13 protein-coding genes are annotated in these 15,669 nt (G+C 68.6%); 7 read left to right on the top strand and 6 right to left on the bottom strand.

Going from position 1 to position 15,669, the window contains the following annotated elements:
* Nucleotides 1–27: 27 nt before the first annotated feature.
* From gfo6 to I7X12_RS14435, 3 genes are all read right to left on the bottom strand, one after another.
* A complete protein-coding gene (gfo6, locus tag I7X12_RS14445; protein ID WP_198060761.1) occupies nt 28–1,095 on the bottom strand; it encodes a D-xylose 1-dehydrogenase Gfo6 in 1,068 nt (355 codons plus the stop codon).
* Nucleotides 1,096–2,133: 1,038 nt separating this feature from the next.
* The gene (locus I7X12_RS14440) at nt 2,134–2,754 is read right to left on the bottom strand and encodes a VOC family protein (RefSeq protein WP_232342852.1); all 621 of its coding nucleotides are present in this window, start codon (nt 2,752–2,754) and stop codon (nt 2,134–2,136) included.
* Between the two features lie 80 nt (nt 2,755–2,834).
* A complete protein-coding gene (locus I7X12_RS14435) occupies nt 2,835–3,827 on the bottom strand; it encodes a hypothetical protein (RefSeq protein ID WP_198060760.1) in 993 nt (330 codons plus the stop codon).
* Nucleotides 3,828–3,944: 117 nt separating this feature from the next.
* Between I7X12_RS14435 and I7X12_RS14430 the strand changes: the two genes are divergently transcribed.
* Complete coding sequence (locus I7X12_RS14430) at nt 3,945–5,177, top strand: iron-containing alcohol dehydrogenase family protein (protein ID WP_198060759.1); 1,233 nt, start codon at nt 3,945–3,947, stop codon at nt 5,175–5,177.
* Nucleotides 5,178–5,455: 278 nt separating this feature from the next.
* Here I7X12_RS14430 and I7X12_RS14425 read toward each other — a convergent pair whose 3' ends face one another.
* On the bottom strand, nt 5,456–6,211 hold the full coding sequence (locus I7X12_RS14425; protein ID WP_198060758.1) for a pirin family protein: 756 nt from the start codon (nt 6,209–6,211) through the stop codon (nt 5,456–5,458).
* A 217-nt stretch (nt 6,212–6,428) separates the two neighbouring features.
* On the opposite strand from I7X12_RS14425, the gene I7X12_RS14420 reads away from it, so the two are divergent.
* The 3 genes from I7X12_RS14420 to I7X12_RS14410 all read left to right on the top strand — a co-directional run bounded on the left by I7X12_RS14420 (nt 6,429) and on the right by I7X12_RS14410 (nt 9,789).
* Nucleotides 6,429–7,658 (top strand): PAS domain S-box protein, encoded by a 1,230-nt coding sequence (locus I7X12_RS14420; protein WP_198060757.1) that lies wholly within the window; start codon nt 6,429–6,431, stop codon nt 7,656–7,658.
* Between the two features lie 187 nt (nt 7,659–7,845).
* A complete protein-coding gene (locus tag I7X12_RS14415) occupies nt 7,846–8,826 on the top strand; it encodes a glycoside hydrolase family 5 protein (protein ID WP_198060756.1) in 981 nt (326 codons plus the stop codon).
* Nucleotides 8,827–8,919: 93 nt separating this feature from the next.
* A complete protein-coding gene (locus tag I7X12_RS14410) occupies nt 8,920–9,789 on the top strand; it encodes an NAD-dependent epimerase/dehydratase family protein (RefSeq protein WP_198060755.1) in 870 nt (289 codons plus the stop codon).
* Between the two features lie 108 nt (nt 9,790–9,897).
* Here I7X12_RS14410 and I7X12_RS14405 read toward each other — a convergent pair whose 3' ends face one another.
* Nucleotides 9,898–12,438 carry a hypothetical protein gene (locus I7X12_RS14405; protein WP_198060754.1) on the bottom strand — a complete coding sequence of 847 codons (2,541 nt, stop codon included), beginning with the start codon at nt 12,436–12,438 and terminating at the stop codon, nt 9,898–9,900.
* A 129-nt stretch (nt 12,439–12,567) separates the two neighbouring features.
* Between I7X12_RS14405 and I7X12_RS14400 the strand changes: the two genes are divergently transcribed.
* From I7X12_RS14400 to I7X12_RS14390, 3 genes are all read left to right on the top strand, one after another.
* The gene (locus I7X12_RS14400) at nt 12,568–12,990 is read left to right on the top strand and encodes a hypothetical protein (RefSeq protein WP_232342851.1); all 423 of its coding nucleotides are present in this window, start codon (nt 12,568–12,570) and stop codon (nt 12,988–12,990) included.
* A gap of 110 nt (nt 12,991–13,100) precedes the next feature.
* Entirely contained in the window at nt 13,101–13,532 is a 432-nt protein-coding gene (locus I7X12_RS14395; protein WP_198060753.1) for a pyridoxamine 5'-phosphate oxidase family protein, read from the top strand.
* Nucleotides 13,533–13,718: 186 nt separating this feature from the next.
* Nucleotides 13,719–14,897: a tubulin/FtsZ family protein gene (locus I7X12_RS14390; protein WP_198060752.1), complete on the top strand. Its 1,179-nt coding sequence runs from the start codon at nt 13,719–13,721 to the stop codon at nt 14,895–14,897.
* A 63-nt stretch (nt 14,898–14,960) separates the two neighbouring features.
* On the opposite strand, the gene I7X12_RS14385 is transcribed toward I7X12_RS14390, so the two are convergent.
* Entirely contained in the window at nt 14,961–15,626 is a 666-nt protein-coding gene (locus I7X12_RS14385; protein ID WP_198060751.1) for a GNAT family N-acetyltransferase, read from the bottom strand.
* Nucleotides 15,627–15,669: the final 43 nt, after the last annotated feature.

Below are 15,669 nucleotides of genomic sequence, written 5' to 3'. Positions count from 1 at the left end.
CGCGATAGCGACCGAACGCGGCTTTTTTCAGGAGAGATCGACCGTCTCGCCCGACTCGGCGGCCTCGTGGATCGCGGCGATCGCCTTCATGTCCGCGAGTCCGTGTTCGCCGTCGGCGTACAGCGGCTCGTCGGCGAGCACTCGCTGGGCGAAGTACTCGAACTCCTCGGCCATCTGGTCGACGCCCTCGGTGTCGAACTCGACCGTCTCGCCGTCGCGCTCGACGGTCAGCTGGGTCTCCATGTGGAAGGCCGGTTCGAGGACGACCCGCCCCTCGGTGCCGACGACCTCCAGGCGCGTGTGGTCGGCACCGCGCTGAGACGAGGAGCAGGCGGCGTGGGTACCGTCGTCGAAGACCACGGAGAACGTCGCCACCTGGTCGGGCACGTCGGCGAAGGCCTCGTGGGTGGAATCCATCGTCGACTGGACGCGGACGGGGTCGGCGTCGAGGAGGAACCGCGCGGTGTTGAGCGGGTAGATACCCAGGTCCATCACGGAGGTGCCGTAGCCCGTCAGGTCGGGGTTCAGCCGCCACTGGTCGGGGTCGTCGATCATCTCGAGGAGCGGCTGGGAGTTCTCGCCGTGGACGAGGACGGGCTCGCCGACGACGCCGTCGCGGATCAGTTCGCGGGCCCGGCGGACCGCGGGCTCGGTCTGCATCCGGTAGGCGACCATCAGTGGCACGTCCGCGTCGTCGCAGGCGTCGACGAGTCGTTCGGCCCGCTCGACGGTCGCCTCCATCGGCTTCTCACAGAGCACGGCCTTCCCGTGCTCGGCGGCCGCCTCGACGTGTTCGAGGTGGGTCGCGTTGGGCGTGCAGACGTAGACGGCGTCGTAAGCGTCGAGCGCCTCGCCGTCGGCGAACTCCTCGTAGGTCAACCCGTGCTCGACGGTCTCGTACTCGCGGCGGACGCGGCCGGTCTTCTCGTTCGAACTACTGACGACGGTCGTCGTCACACAGCCCTCGGTCGTCTCGATCGCGGGCAGGACGAACTCCGTCGTCCACCACCCGATGCCGACGAGCGCGAATCGCAGTCGTTCGTCCGTCCCCGTACGCCAGTCTCTCGGCTCGTAGTCGAAGAGCGAACTCGACATGGTACCCGAGCATCCCACCCGAGTCAGTATAACTGTGTCCCTCCTCGCTCGGCCGTCGATTCCGCCAGATCGTCCGGTAATATCGGAAATTTTGATTCGACCCCACGACACGGATCGCGATATTACACGAATAAAACTGTAATCATAGAGTGGTTTCCGGCTAGTACGGACGGGTCCGAGCGTGAACCCCGCGCTCTCGACTCGCCGTGTGGTGACCTGTTTCGAGAGTCCCGGCGGTCGGCGCATCGGTGGTGTCCCGGAGCGTCGGCGGGACGTACGGGGACCGGTACACACCAGAGTTCCCGAATCATCGCCGTACGTGGCAACTAGAGCTACTTCCGGTTATATCGGACGGTCGTCCCCGGGCGGAACGGCGCGCGGGCCGTCGGCGGTTCACCTCGGTGTCTCGTATTCTGAAGCGACGTGCGTCCCCGTCGCGAGAGCACGGTCGACGAGTCCCGGAGGATTACAGCGATAGCATTGGAATTTTACCGTCGAACGCCGTCAGACACTCGCGCGCGGTCAGTTCGGACTGGATCGGCGCGAGTGGTTCCGGCTTACATCTCACAGTACGAGACAGGCCGCGGTCGGCCCGACACCGCAGCCTCCCGACGGCCCCGTCAGGCACCCCGTCGCACGCGACGGCCAGACCGCCACCCGGGCACGGTCGGCCCCACTCTCGACGCGCCCAGAACCAGATCCCGAACCGCTGCTCGTCACCGTCTCCGATCGTCGTGACGACCGATCAAATTTGTGTTACGTCGAGAGAGTGGTTTCACGAACGTCACAACTGGGCCGTTTCCGAAGCGAATCGATTATCGGGTTCAGATCGGTTCTCGGTGCTGTTTTGCCGATTTCGACGGGATCCTCCGGTTCGGGGACCTTCGATCGGATCGGAGGTTTCGAGACGGATCTCGACCCGTTTCCGGCCGTATAACTGCCTGTAGCGTTTCGAGACGAGTTCTGTTCGAACACCCGAGTAAATATTAGTGTCATGTGTTGATATCCGATACGATTCGAGTTCGTCCTCGATGTGGATCAGCCGCCGTAGTCGCGGCCGGCGGCGGCGGTACCGATGTCGCGTTCCTCGGCGTCGATCCCCAGTTCGTCGAGGGCGGCGCGCATGTGTTTCGAGGCGACGAACTCGGCGCCGTCGTCGACGCGGTTGGCGTGGGCGCGGGCGAGCACCTCGCCGCGGCGGTCGTCGGGGATCGCGAACTTGTCGGCGACGAGTTCGACGGTCAGACCGTTGTTGTCCTCGGTGTACAGCGCGTGGAAGGCGCCGCGGTCGTACTCGTCGGCGGGGTAGCCCGCCTCGCGGAGGCCCTCCCGGATATCGGCGACGCGGCGGTGGTCGATCCGGTAGGCGACGTGGTGGACGTCGCCGCGGTCGGGTTCGAGGTCGTCGGTCGACTCGCGCTCGTCGGAGACGAACGCCGTGAGCAGGCGACCGTCCCCGGTGTCGAAGTAGAGGTGAGTCAGTTCGCTGCGGTCGAGGTTGGGCTGGCGGAGCACGAGCGGCATGCCGAGTACGTCGCGGTAGAACTCGACGGTGTCTTCGACGCTCGTCCCCTCGATGGTGATGTGGTCGGTGCCCCGAACGCCGACGACGCTGTTGGGTCTGTCGGCGTTCACGGGCGGCTCTGCGGTGTCGGTCACGACGTACGAGGCTACGGGTGAGTCGTCAAATACCTTCGGAACGCCCGTCGGTCGAGCGGGCCGGGTCGCGCGGGACCGGTTCAGCCCTCGCCTGCGAACCGCTCGAAATCCTCGACGACGACGGCGACCGCCTCCCGCTCGGGTACGTCGCGGACCGCGTAGGCCGTCGGGTAGTTGCCCGCGCTCCGGTAGGTGTCGGGCTGTGCGATGGCTCGACGATCTGTTCCGGTGTGATCCCGGAGGAACGCTCGCGTGAGCATCGGTTCGACGAACGAGAGCTCGCCGACGCCGTCGCCGCCGTCGGCGACTCCCCAGATGAGCGTGTTCGTGAACGACCCGCCGTCGTGCTCGGGCGCGCTCGGGTCGAACAGGTGCTCGCCCATGTCTGTGACGACCCGCGCGGACTCGTTCGGCGGTCGGGCGTACCCCTCCGGCACGTACCGGTCGGGAAGCGAGTACTCCGGAGCTCGGGGGCCAGCGATCGCGTCGACCGCCTCGGGCGGACGCATGTGGAAGTGGACGTCGAAGTGGGGCACCGTCCAGACGCCCTCCGGCGGGTGGCCGCCGGGGTTCCAGTTGAACCCGAGGAAGGTGATCGGCGTATCCGGAACCCGCGGGAACGGCACGAAAAACTGCAGCGACCACTTCGTGTGAATCTCCGCCGCGCCCCCCGCCGGACCGTACTTGTCCGGGAACTCGTCTTCGCCGGCGGCTTCGAGCGACTTCGCGGAGGGGAGCCCCTGAAGCGCGTCCCGGTCCAGCAGGACCCCGTGCGAGTCCGTGCCTCCCGACGGACCGGCCGTCGTGAACGGCCGGACTGCCCCATCGCCCACCGTCACCCGGTCGCCCCACTCGGTCCGTCCCTCCGGCGGGAACGGACGATCGGCCGTCGCCGCGGGCGTTTCACCTCCGTTCGACGCCGACCGTGTCTGGGCGCTCGGCTCCGTGTCCGCGTCGCTCGACGGTGTCTCGCCGGTGCAACCGGCGGTCAGCGCGGCCGTCCCGACCGCGCCTACCCGCCGAAGGATCCCGCGTCTGGTCCGCTCGTATGCCGCGTCGGTGTCGTTCGTCATCGTGTACCACTCCGTCGGACGCTACGAGCGAGAGATATAAATTCGCTGTCGTGACGTGGTCGTCGAGGGTGTCGTCGAGCCACGGGACTTAACCGCGGATCCGCACAACGTGGAGGTATGACCGCCGATCTCCAGGGGAGCCACCGACAGTTCGCGTTCGACTACGAGCCCGGCGAGATCCGGTGTCGCCGGGGCGCGGTGGGTGATCTGGGCGACCTGCTCGCCGCTCGCGACTGCGACGACGCGCTCGTGGTCACCGGCTCGAACGTCGGCGCCAACCACGACGTGATGGATCCCGTCGAGGCCGGCCTCGGCGGCCGCCTCGCGGGCGTCTTCGACGAGACGACGCCCGAGAAGTATCTGAAGACCGGACTCGACGCGGCCGAACGCGTCCGCCGAGACGGTATCGACGCCCTCGTCGCGGTCGGAAGCGGGAGCAGTCTCGACGTGGCGAAGGTCGCCAGCGCGCTCTCGACCCACGACGACCTCCGAGCGGCCGCCGAGGGAGCGGTCGAGTCAGGCGGGGTCCCCGTCGCCGAGGACGGCGAGCCGACACCGATCGTCGCCGTGCCGACGACGCTGGCGGGCGCGGATCTATCGGTCATCGCGGGCGTGAGCCTCTCGCTCGATCCCGGGAGCGTCGACGGCGAGGTCCCGAGCGGTTCGGTCGGCGACCGGCGGCTGATGCCGGCGGCGCTGGTCTACGACCTCGCGCTGTTCGAGACGACGCCGAAGGGCGTGCTGTGTGCCTCGGCGATGAACGGCTTCGACAAGGCCGTCGAGTGCCTCTACTCCCCGTATCGCACGCCCGTCACCGACGGGACCGCGATGCGCGCCCTGTCACTCATGCAGTCGGGGTTCGACACGCTGCCCGACGACGACATGGACGAGGACGACCTCTACGACGCGGTCGCGGGCGTCGTCGTCGCGCAGTACGGCATCTCGACGCCGGAGGTGTACCGGGCCTCGGTCATCCACGCGTTCGGCCACGGCTTCTCCCACGACTACGACGTCCACCAGGGCACCGTCCACGGCATCCTCGCGCCGCACGTCCTCCGGTACGTCTTCGACGAGGTGGACGGCCGCCGCGGGCTGCTCGCCGAGGCGTTCGGCGTCGACGACGAGGTGGCCACCGACGAGGACGTCGCCGAAAGCGTGGTCGGCGCGGTCGCCGGCGTCAGCGACGACCTGGAGCTTCCCGACCGGCTGCGCGAACTCGACGGGCTCGCCCGCGAGGACTTTCCCGCCGTCGCCGCCGAGATCCGCGACGACGGTCTGATGGACGCCGCTCCGGAGGGGCTTGATCCCACGACCGAGGACGTCGCGGCGGTCCTCGACGACGCCTGGTGACAAGGGGTGGTGGCGCGTGCCGTCGCGCGCTCTCGTGCGCGCGACGAAACCACGCGAGGGATGAGCACCGCACGCCGCAGGCGCGCGGAGCGCAATCGGTTGGGGAGGAGTGTGGCCGTTTGCGGTGTTGTGCGGAGCGGTCGGGGCTCCTGGCGGACTGAACGGGCGAGGCGCGCTCGCGTTCGTGGAGGCGTCTGAGCGGGCACTACCCGAGCGAAGCGAGGGTATCCCGCTCAGCGACCGCGAGCGGGTCGAGGGCGTTCAGCGGAGTTCACCGCCTACTCCACGAAGGGGCCGCGCTGGACGATGGGCTCGCCGTGGGGCTGGCCGGCGATTACGGCCAGTCGGACACCGTCGTCGCTCTCGACGGTCACCCTCGTCCCCTCCTCGATCCCCTTGAGCGCCGCGAACTCCTCGATACCGAAGGCCTCGCCGTCGACGGTTCCCGACCCTTCGACCCCGTACAGGAAGCCCGACCAGCCGGCGGGCGGGTCCCAAGTCCAGGACCCTTCGACCGTCACGTCGAGGTAGGTCACGTCGGTCGCCACCTCGATAGGCGAGCCCTCGCCGACGACGGTCGTCAGCGTCGCGTCCCCGGCGTCTTCGGTCGGCAACTCGTCGGCGCTCACGTTCGCGAAACCGGGGTCGTCGTCCTTCCGGTCGCGGGGGAGGTTCACCCAGAGCTGGAGGCCGTTACACGGTGCGCCGTCCGCGGGGAGTTCGGAGTGTTCGATGCCGCTGCCGGTCGTGATCCGCATCGCGTCGCCCGGGTAAGCGGTGTGGGACTCACCTAGCGAGTCCTCGTGGACCATCCCCCCCTCGATCATGTACGAGACGATCTCGAATCCTCGATGCGGGTGGGTGTCGAATCCCTGGTCCGCGGCGATAAAGAAGCGCTCGAAGACGACGAACGGGTCCAGATGGTCCCGCCGTGGCGTCGGCATCACTCGATTCCCGCGCATCCCGCCCGGATGCGTGATATCCGTCGCGGTCTGTACCTCGACGCCGTCGCCCGTCCGCTCGTTCGGTCCCATTTACCGCCTGGTAAAGTCCGAGTGAACTAATACTCGGCGGTCGGCGACGACCGCTAGAAGTATAATCGATCGATAAAGAATCAAAGACTATCGAAATTATGTCGTTAGTTCACACCCTCGTCGACCACCTCCCGTGTCGTCGATCGGTCACTGCCCCGACGTTTGTCGCCGGAGGAGAGCAGTACTTATACGCAGGAATGTTTTAGGCTAGCCTAAAATGTCGGACCACGCCGACCAACTCGTTGGCACGCTGTTTCGCATTCTCTCCGAAGAGGGCCACAGAGAGGCCAGACAGGCGCTTTTGAACACGTATCGATCGCGAGCGACTGCCGAGCGAACCGAACTCACCGAAGGTCTCTTTTCGGAACTCGTCACTGTCCTGGACGAGCAGGTGGATACCCAGACCGAAGTCGACGTCCTCGCGACAGCCGTCGAGCGGCTTCTCGACCGGTTTTCGGCCGTCGTCAGGGTCGCTCCCGTGGCCGTTCTCGTCGTCGACGACGACAGTCGCATCCAGGTCTGGAACGACGGCGCCGAACGGATACTCGGATGGGCCGGCGCGGAGATGCGTGGCCGAACGTACCCCCACGGACTGACGGAGTCACCGGAGACGGCCCGGGAACTGTGCCGTCACCTCCGTGACGGCGAGCGGCTCCAGGGCATCGAAGCCCGACACGCCCACGAGAACGGGTCCGTGCTCGACGTACGAGTCTGGGCCGCCCCCCTCCAGACGGACGGCCAGGGATTCGGCGGCGCAGTCTTCGTCGTGAGCGACATTACTCGACGGAAGCAGCGCGAGCAGCGTCTCGCCGTCCTCAACCGTGTATTGCGCCACAATATCCGAAACGACGTGACGATCGTCCGGGGTCACCTCGACATGCTCGCAGACGAGCGACCGGCGGACGACGAACACGTCGGGACGATACGCGAGCGACTGTCGAACATCGTCGAGTTGAGCCGGGCGGCACGGAACATCGAACAGCTCGGAGACGAGGAGGCGGAACGGACACCGGTCGACCTCGGTGCAGTGCTGCCGGAGCGGGTTCGACGACTCCAGTCCCAACCACGGGAGATCACCGTCTCGAGTGAGATTCCCGACTCGCTCACCGTCGTCGCTCACGAACTGTTCCCGTACGCGGTCGACAACGTCCTCGAAAACGCCGTCGAGCACAACAGTACGGACACGCCCAGGGTCGAAGTCTCGGTGGAATCGGACGCTTCCCGAAACCACGTCGTGGTGGCCGTCGCGGACAACGGTCCCGGGCTCCCCCCGACCGAACAGGAGGTCCTCACGTCCCAAACCGAAACACCGCTCAATCACAGCAAAGGACTGGGGCTGTGGCTCACTCGCTGGATCGTTCGAAGCTCGGACGGACAGGTATCGGTCGGTGAGAGCGACCTGGGCGGTACACGCGTCTCGCTCCGCCTGCCGAAACGAACCGACTGACCCGTCGACCTCCCGCGGCGGACCGCCCGTCGACTTCCGCACGCTGGCTCGTCGCGAGTGGAGTTACTCGACCGTTTACCGCCGATAGTGACAGGACAACTCGTATAGACGTATTTTTATATGTTCGAACGGGGCGCGAACTTCCGGGAGTCGCACACTTAATTCGGATGCGACCCAGCGGGGAGCCATGGACGTGAACGCGAGTTCGCTGCCGCGGTGGCGCGGGTTCAATCTCCAGGCGAAGTTTATGGCCGACGACGAGGAGCGCTTCCGCGAGGAGGACTTCGAGTGGATGGCCGAGTGGGGCTTCGACTTCGCCCGACTGCCGATGGACTACCGCTGTTGGACGGGCGAGGACTGGCTCGAGTTCGACGAGGACGCCCTCGCGGAGATCGACGAGGCCGTCGAGTACGGCCGGAAACACGGGATTCACGTCCAGCTCAACTTCCACCGCGGACCCGGATTCACGGTCGCCGACCCGCCCGAGAAGACGGACCTGTGGACCGACGAGGAGACCCAGGAGGTGTTCGCCGAGCACTGGCGTCGGTTCGCCGAGCGCTACGAGGGAGTCCCCAGCGAGGGACTGAGCTTCGACCTGATCAACGAGCCCGCCGAGACGAGCCACGGCGCCTACGCCGACGTGGTCCGCGACGCCGTCGACGCGATCCACGGGGTCGACCCCGAGCGGCTGGTGGTCGCCGACGGGATGCGCTACGGGCGCGAACCCGTCTTCGAACTCGCCGACGTCGACTGTGCGCAGTCGACTCGCGGGTACGACCCGTTCCCGCTGACCCACCACGAGGCCGAGTGGACGGACGTGGACCGCGACGAGCCGCCGGGCTGGCCCTACGTCGACGACGCGGGGAAGGTCCACGACCGGGAGTGGCTTCGTGCGACCCGCATCGCCCCGTGGGAACGGCTGGAATCGCTGGGCGTCGGCGTCCACGTCGGCGAGTGGGGCGTCTACAACCACACGCCCCACGACGTGACCCTCTCGTGGATGGAGGACGCCCTCTCGCTGTGGGAGCAGGCGGGCTGGGGCTGGGCGCTGTGGAACTTCCGCGGTCCCTTCGGGATACTGGACAGCGACCGCGACGACGTCGACTACGAGGACTGGCACGGCCACGATCTGGACCGGGAGATGCTGGAGCTGCTGCAGGAGTACTGACGGGCCTGCCGGGGCCAGGGGACCGACGGAGCGACTCGCGGACCGAATTTCCCCGGCCGGTAGCTATTTTCGCCGGTCCTCCCATCCTCGCCCATGACCATCGACCGCGTGGCCGTGACCGGCGGCAACGGCACGATCGGCGAGGCGATCCTCCGCGAGTTCGCCGACGCCGGCTACGAGACCGTCGATCTGTCCCGCGGCGAGCGCCGCGAGGCGGTGGCCGACAGCTACCGCACGACCGACCTGCTCGACGCCGGCGAGACCTACGGCTCGCTGGCCGCGAGCGACGCCGACGCCGTCGTCCACATGGGCACGATCCCCTCACCGGCGCGCCACCCCGAACACGTCACCTTCGAGAGCAACGCGATGTCGGCCTACCACGTCCTCGAATCCGCCACCGAACTCGGGCTGGAGGCCGTCGTCCTCCCCTCCAGTATCAACGCGATGGGCGCCGACTACCAGGACGCCCCGACGGACGTGCGCTATCTGCCCGTCGACGAGGACCACCCGCTCACCCCTCGCGACCCCTACGCGCTCGGCAAGCGCACCACCGAGGTCCTCGGCGACGGCTTCGGCCGCCGGTCGGACGCGCCGCAGGTCGCCTCGCTCCGGTACCCCTGGGTCGCGACCGACGACCGGCTCCGCGAGCGGGTCGCCGAGACCGACCGCTCGCTGGAGGCGGTCCGCGAGCACGGTCGCTCGACGCTCTTCTCGTACCTCCACGTCGCCGACGCGGCGACGATCGCCCGCCGCGCCGTCGAGGCCGACCTCGACAGCCACGAAGCGTTCTGGGCCGTCGCCGCCGACACGAACGTCGACGCACCGTCAGAGCAGATCGCCGCCGAGTGCTACCCCGACGCCGACCGTCACGAGTCGCTCGAGGGCCGCGAGTCGCTGATCTCGACGGACAAAGCCCGCGAGCTGCTCGGGTGGAACCCCGACCACAGCTGGCGGGACTACTGAGACGCCGTCGCGGTCGCGGCGCCGTCGCGAGTCGCTGCGGCCGAGCCAGAGCGACCGCTGGCGAGACGAAGCCGAAGAAGTCGAACCGCGAGCGTCGACTACCGCTCGTTACCGGTCGGCCGCGGCGGCCGTTGCGGTTCCGGACTCACTGGAGCCGCTGGCCGAGTCGCCCGCGGAGCCGCTCCCGGAGTCGCTCTCGGAGCCTCCGTCGGAGCTCCCGCCGGAATCGGAACCACCGCCGACGACGCCGCCCTCGTCGGGTTCGTCGGGTTCACCGGAGGCGTCCGTCGTGTTCGTCGCCTCGACGACTTCGAAGGGGACGGTGATCGGACCGGGGACGGTGTAGGGAGTGCCGTCCTCGTCGACCACCCAGTCGACGCGGAACGTGATGGTGTTGTTGCCGGTCGCGACCGTCTCCTCACCGAATCGGTCGGTCCCGACGGTGAGAGTGCCGATATCGACCGACCCGTTGCCGGTTCTCGCCTCGAAGGCAGTCGCTTCGGTGGTCGCCTCGTCGCTGCCGATCCCGGCGCCCACGGAGACGCTGGAGGCGTTGACTTGCAGGTTCAGGTGCGGCCGGACGGCGGGCTCACCGGTCCGGTTAGCCGACAGCGAGAGCGCGGTGATCCCGTTGTCGACGCCGGTGAGCGTGACGTTCGCCGCGGCCGTCCCGTCGGCCGGGACCGTCAGCGAACTCCGGTTGAGCGAGACGCCGATCTCGCGGTCGGCGTCCTGCGCGACGACGACGCGAGCGGAGGTGACCGCGCCGGCGTCGCGCGTGTCGGGGCTCGCGACGGTGACCTCGTAGAGGCCGGCGTCGAGCGCGGCGGCAGAGACGTTCAGTCGGACCTCCTCGTCGTCGCCGACTTCGATGCGGGCGACCTGGCGGCCGTCGACGGTCTCGACGCCGTCGAAGCCGTCGACGGTCTCGAAGGCCGCTTCGAGTTCGTCGGCCGAGACGGACTCGTCGTTCGAGTCGGTCGCCGAGGCGTGGAGGACGTAGTTCGTGCGATCGGAGTGCAGCGACATCGAGACGCCGCTCTCGCCGGCGGCGGCGTCGACGAACGTCCGGTTGGTCTCGAGGTGGAAGAAGTCCTGACTGGCCAGTTCGAAGGCGGCGGCCTCGCGGTCACCGGTGTCGACGACGTCCCCCTCGTCGAGGACGAGCGCGTCGCCGTCTGCGTTCCGGAGCACGTACTCCCCGGCCGGCAGCGTCGCCGATTCGAGGAGGGCCTCGTCGTCTTCGAAGGAGATCCGGCGGACGACGTGGGGCTCGAACTCGTCGCGCTCGCCGGGCAGGGCGAGGAGTTCGTACGTCTCGTCGCCGGCGTTCGCGTCGGCGAACCGGAGGGTCTGCCCGCGGTAGACCGTCTCGTTGGAGGTCGGTCCCAGGTCGGCCTCGAAGGCGTACTCACCGTCACCGCGCCGAGGCACGTCGACGGTCGCCGTGCCCACGGTGAAGTTCCCGGCCAGGGCGTTCTCGACCCCGGCCAGCGTGACGACGTCCTCGCCGAGGTGAGTCGCGGTCACCGAACCGGTGAACGCGGCGGATTCGACGAACTGCTGAGCGCCGTCGCCGCCGACGCCGCGGAGGCGCAGCGCCGTCTCACCGTCCAGCGAGTACTCGCCCCGTTCGAGCAGGAGGACGCCACCGTCGTGAGCGGCGACGCCCTGGACGTTCGCGCGGGCGTCGGTGCCGTAGACCCGGCTCCAGCGGGTGACGCCGTCGTCGTCGAGGCGGCTGACCCAGGCGTTCGTGCTGTAGTCGCCGCCGAAGGTGGTCTGAGTACCGGCCAGGAGGACGCCGCCGTCGTCGGTCGGGACCGCGCCGGCGACGCGCTGGTCGACGCTCCCGCGGACCGTCGTGTTGAGTTCGACCGCACCCGAGGCGCTGGTCTGCAGCACCCACGGGTTCGAGTAGCCGGCCGTCCCGGCGACGAGGAACCCGTCGTCGGTCGCCCGGAGCGTCGTCGGCTCGGCGCTGATGTCGTAGGTCTCGGTCCAGATGGCGTCACCGCCGGTCAGTTCGGCCAGACGGACACCCGCACCGTCGGGCAGCGCGTGGACGGCCGCGACCCCCTGGTCGGTCGCGCTGAGCATCCCGCCGGCCGACGCGACGCCGGCGTAGCCGGTCGTGTCGAGGTCGTAGCGCCAGGTCAGGTCACCGTCGGCGGTGAGGTGGACGACCTCGGTGGTCGTCTCGGGCGGATACGACTCCACTTGCGTCGGCCGCGTCGAGACGACGGCGTACACGTCGCCGTCGGGGCCGACTTCGATCTCGGCGATCTGAGTCGTCGTGTTCACGGTCGAGAACGTCCGCTGCCAGACCGTGCGGCCGTCCTCGACGCGCACGATCGAGCCGTTGACTGTCTCCGGGACGTCGCGGACGCTGTAGTTCTCGGGCAACACCGCACCGCCCGCGACCGTCGCGTCGTCGGTCTTCTCGATCGTCGTCGGGACGACGTTCCCGTACGGGCTGTTCGACTGGTCGTCGGCCGCGAGCGCGTCCGATCCGGTGGACGCGTTCGGCGCTGCCGACGGACTGGAGGATCCTGCGGCGGCGACACCGGCCGGCACCACGGCTGCGAGGGTGCCGACGACGACCAGTGCGGCTAGCCAACAGGCTGTCGCTGTTCGTTCGCGGGGCATGTACACGACTCGACTCACCCACGTACCGAGTAGGTACCGCTTGCTCAAAGAGTCCCTTTAGTCACTGGCTCGCACGCCCGCGCCGCCGAGCGCCCGACGTTTTTATTCGTCGGGAGCGTAGACGACCGCGTGCCAGTGGGATTCGAGCCCTCCGAGATTCCGTGTTACGAGGACGCCGACGAACGCGACGCCGCCTACGAGCGCGCCGAACGCGAGGGGACACCGTTCTTCGCCGTCGAGCGCTACGACGAGGGGTACGCGGTGACCTACGACCTGCTACCGGCGGGGTGGGAACTCGCCAAGCCCGCCCGGAAGGAACTCGACGAACGGCTCACGCGCGAACTCGAGGACGTCGTCGGGGACGAGTCCGTTCCCACGCGCGAGGTGAGCAAGAGCGTCGGCGACTCGCTGGGGAATATCTCGCTGTTCGAGCGCGAGCGAACGGCGCGACGGGTCGCCGCCGTCGCCGCGCGGATCGCCCTCGACGAGAGCAACTGGGTCGAGGCATCACCCCCCGAGGAGGCGACCGGCGCCGAGTTCCGCCGAAACTGAGCCGCACACACGCGAGCGGTCGGTGCCTCCGGTAGTTCGCCGGTGGCGAATCCGTCGTGCCGATACCGGTCCGGGTCGGTTTCTTACGCTCTCGCACCCTCCGTTCGGGCATGGACCACGTGGAGTACGTCTACACCGAGGGGATGGACGAGAGCGAGATCGACGACCGCCTGCGAGCCGGCCAACACGGAGTGGTCGCCCTCGCCGACGGCGGCGAGGCGTACGCGGTGCCGTTGAGCTACCACTACGACGGGGGGCGCCTGCTCCTTCGCGTCAGCGACGACGGCGACGCCGAGAAGGTCCGCTTTCTCGAACGGACCGAGCGGGCGACGTTCGTCCGCTACGAGGGAACGACCGACGACTCCTGGAGCGTCCACGTCCGGGGACCGATCCGCCCGTGGGACGGCGACGCCGACGACGCGACGCTCAACGAGTGGTTTCCGCCCTTTCGCCTGTTCGACGAGTCCGTCGAAGACACCGCGATGACGGTCTACGAACTCGCGATGGAGTCGGTCGTCGGGCGCCGAACCGTCGGGGAGTGAGCGGGTCGGCCACCGGCCGGACGCGACGGCCGCTCGCGAGCGGTCCCGCACGCGACCGCCGGAGAAACCGGTCCATAACAATACGATGACTGGTCGTCCCCCGAAGCGAACCGGGCGTCGGCGGCGACGAGCGATCGAGACGGGCGACGACGGAACCGCAGGAGACCGACCCCGAAGACAGCAACCATGAAACTCGCACTCATCGGATTCGGACAGGCGGGCGGCAAGATCGTCGACGAGTTCGTCGCCTACGAGCGGCGAGCGGGGCTCGACATCTTCAGTGCCCCCGTCGCGGTCAACACCGCGAAGACGGACTTGCACGGACTGGAGCACGTGCCGACGGACAACCGCGTCCTCGTCGGTCAGGCCCGCGTGAAGGGCCACGGCGTCGGCGCCGACAACGAACTCGGCGCCGAGATCGCCGAACAGGACATCGACGAGATCCAGTCGGCCCTCGACGGGATCTCCGTCCACGAGGTCGACGCGTTCCTGATCGTCGCCGGCCTCGGCGGCGGGACCGGCAGCGGCGGCGCGCCGGTGCTCGCCAAGCATCTCAAACGCATCTACACGGAGCCGGTGTTCGGCCTCGGGGTCCTCCCCGCGAAGGACGAAGGCGGCATCTACACGCTCAACGCCGCCCGCTCGTTCCAGACGTTCGTCCGCGAGGCGGACAACGTCCTCGTGTTCGACAACGACGCCTGGCGAAAGACCGGCGAGTCGATGCGCGGCGGTTACGAGGCGATCAACCGCGAGATCGTCCGCCGGTTCGGCATGCTGTTCGGCGCCGGCGAGACCGTCGGTAACGACCGGGTCGCCGAGAGCGTCGTCGACTCCTCGGAGATCATCAACACGCTCGCCGGCGGCGGCGTCTCCACCGTCGGCTACGCCGCCGAGTCCGTCGAGCGAAGCGGCGACGGGGGCCTGTTCTCCCGGGTCGACCACCGCGGGGGAGCCGACGGTCTCGACGAAACGAACACCACCAACCGCATCACGTCGCTCGTCCGCAAGGCCGCGCTCGGCCGGCTCACGTTACCCTGTGATCTGTCGGGGACCGAGCGCTCGCTGCTCGTCGTGGGCGGACCCCCCGCCCACCTCAATCGGAAGGGGATCGAGCGCGGCCGCTCGTGGCTGGAGGAGGAGACCGGGAGCATGGAGGTCCGCGGCGGCGACTACCCGCTCCCCGATTCCGACACCGTCGCCGGCGCCGTCCTGTTCTCCGGGGTCCACAAGGTCCCCCGGATCAAGGACCTCCAGCGGGTCGCCATCGAGGCCCGTGAGAACATCGACCGGCGACAGGCCGAGAGCGAGGACAACCTCGATCGCCTGCTCGAAGACGGCGCAGAAGAGATCTCACCCCTGTACTGACACGCCCTCCCGTCCATAGACGCCCGTTCACCGAGCGCCACGTCCGCTCCGTCGCCCCAGCGGTCAGTCCGACGCCGCCGGGTCCGGACCGCTACCGTCGCCGATCTCGACCGACCCGTTCCGCACGACGGGCGGGTGTCGGAACGCCGCCGTCGACGCCGCGTCGAGCGGTCGGCGCATCCGGATCGCACCCAGCCCGCGGCCGTCCTCGAAGGTCGGTTCTGACTCCGTCTCGAAGCCCAGCTCGTCGTAGACGTGGCGGGCAGCGCGGTTGCCCGGTTCGACGACGAGCGTGAGCGCGTCGCGGTCGGCGACGGCCGCCGCCGCGAGGACGTGTCTGCTCACCTCGGTGCCGAGTCCGCGGTCCTGATACGCCTGGTGGACGAAGACGGCGAACTCCGGCTCGGCCGCGTCGGTCGGCGTGTACAGCGCGTGGCCGACCGGTCCCTGGTCGCCGACGACGACGAAGTTACACCCGTCTTCGAGGCAGTCGTCGACCCACTCTTCGAGGCGAGGACGGTGGCGCGGCGGCAGCCCCTGGGCCTGGTGGCCCGGCGCGAAGTCGTCGTACATCTCGACGAGCGCCTCGCGGTCCTCGGCCGTCGCCGGCCGGACGACCCAGGCCTCGCCCGTCCGGTCGACGAATCGCGGACAGCGCGGCGGGCAGTGAGCCGACCCCTCGCACTCCTCCGGTGCCCAGTACGTACACGTCCCGTCGGCGTCGGTCATAGGCGAACGTCGCGGCCACATCGGGGTAAAACGGGGACCGCGC

Source organism: Halosimplex litoreum, from assembly GCF_016065055.1.
Lineage (GTDB): Archaea > Halobacteriota > Halobacteria > Halobacteriales > Haloarculaceae > Halosimplex > Halosimplex litoreum.
Note: the sequence above shows the minus strand (reverse complement) of the source record. Positions and strands in the feature narration are given on the sequence as shown.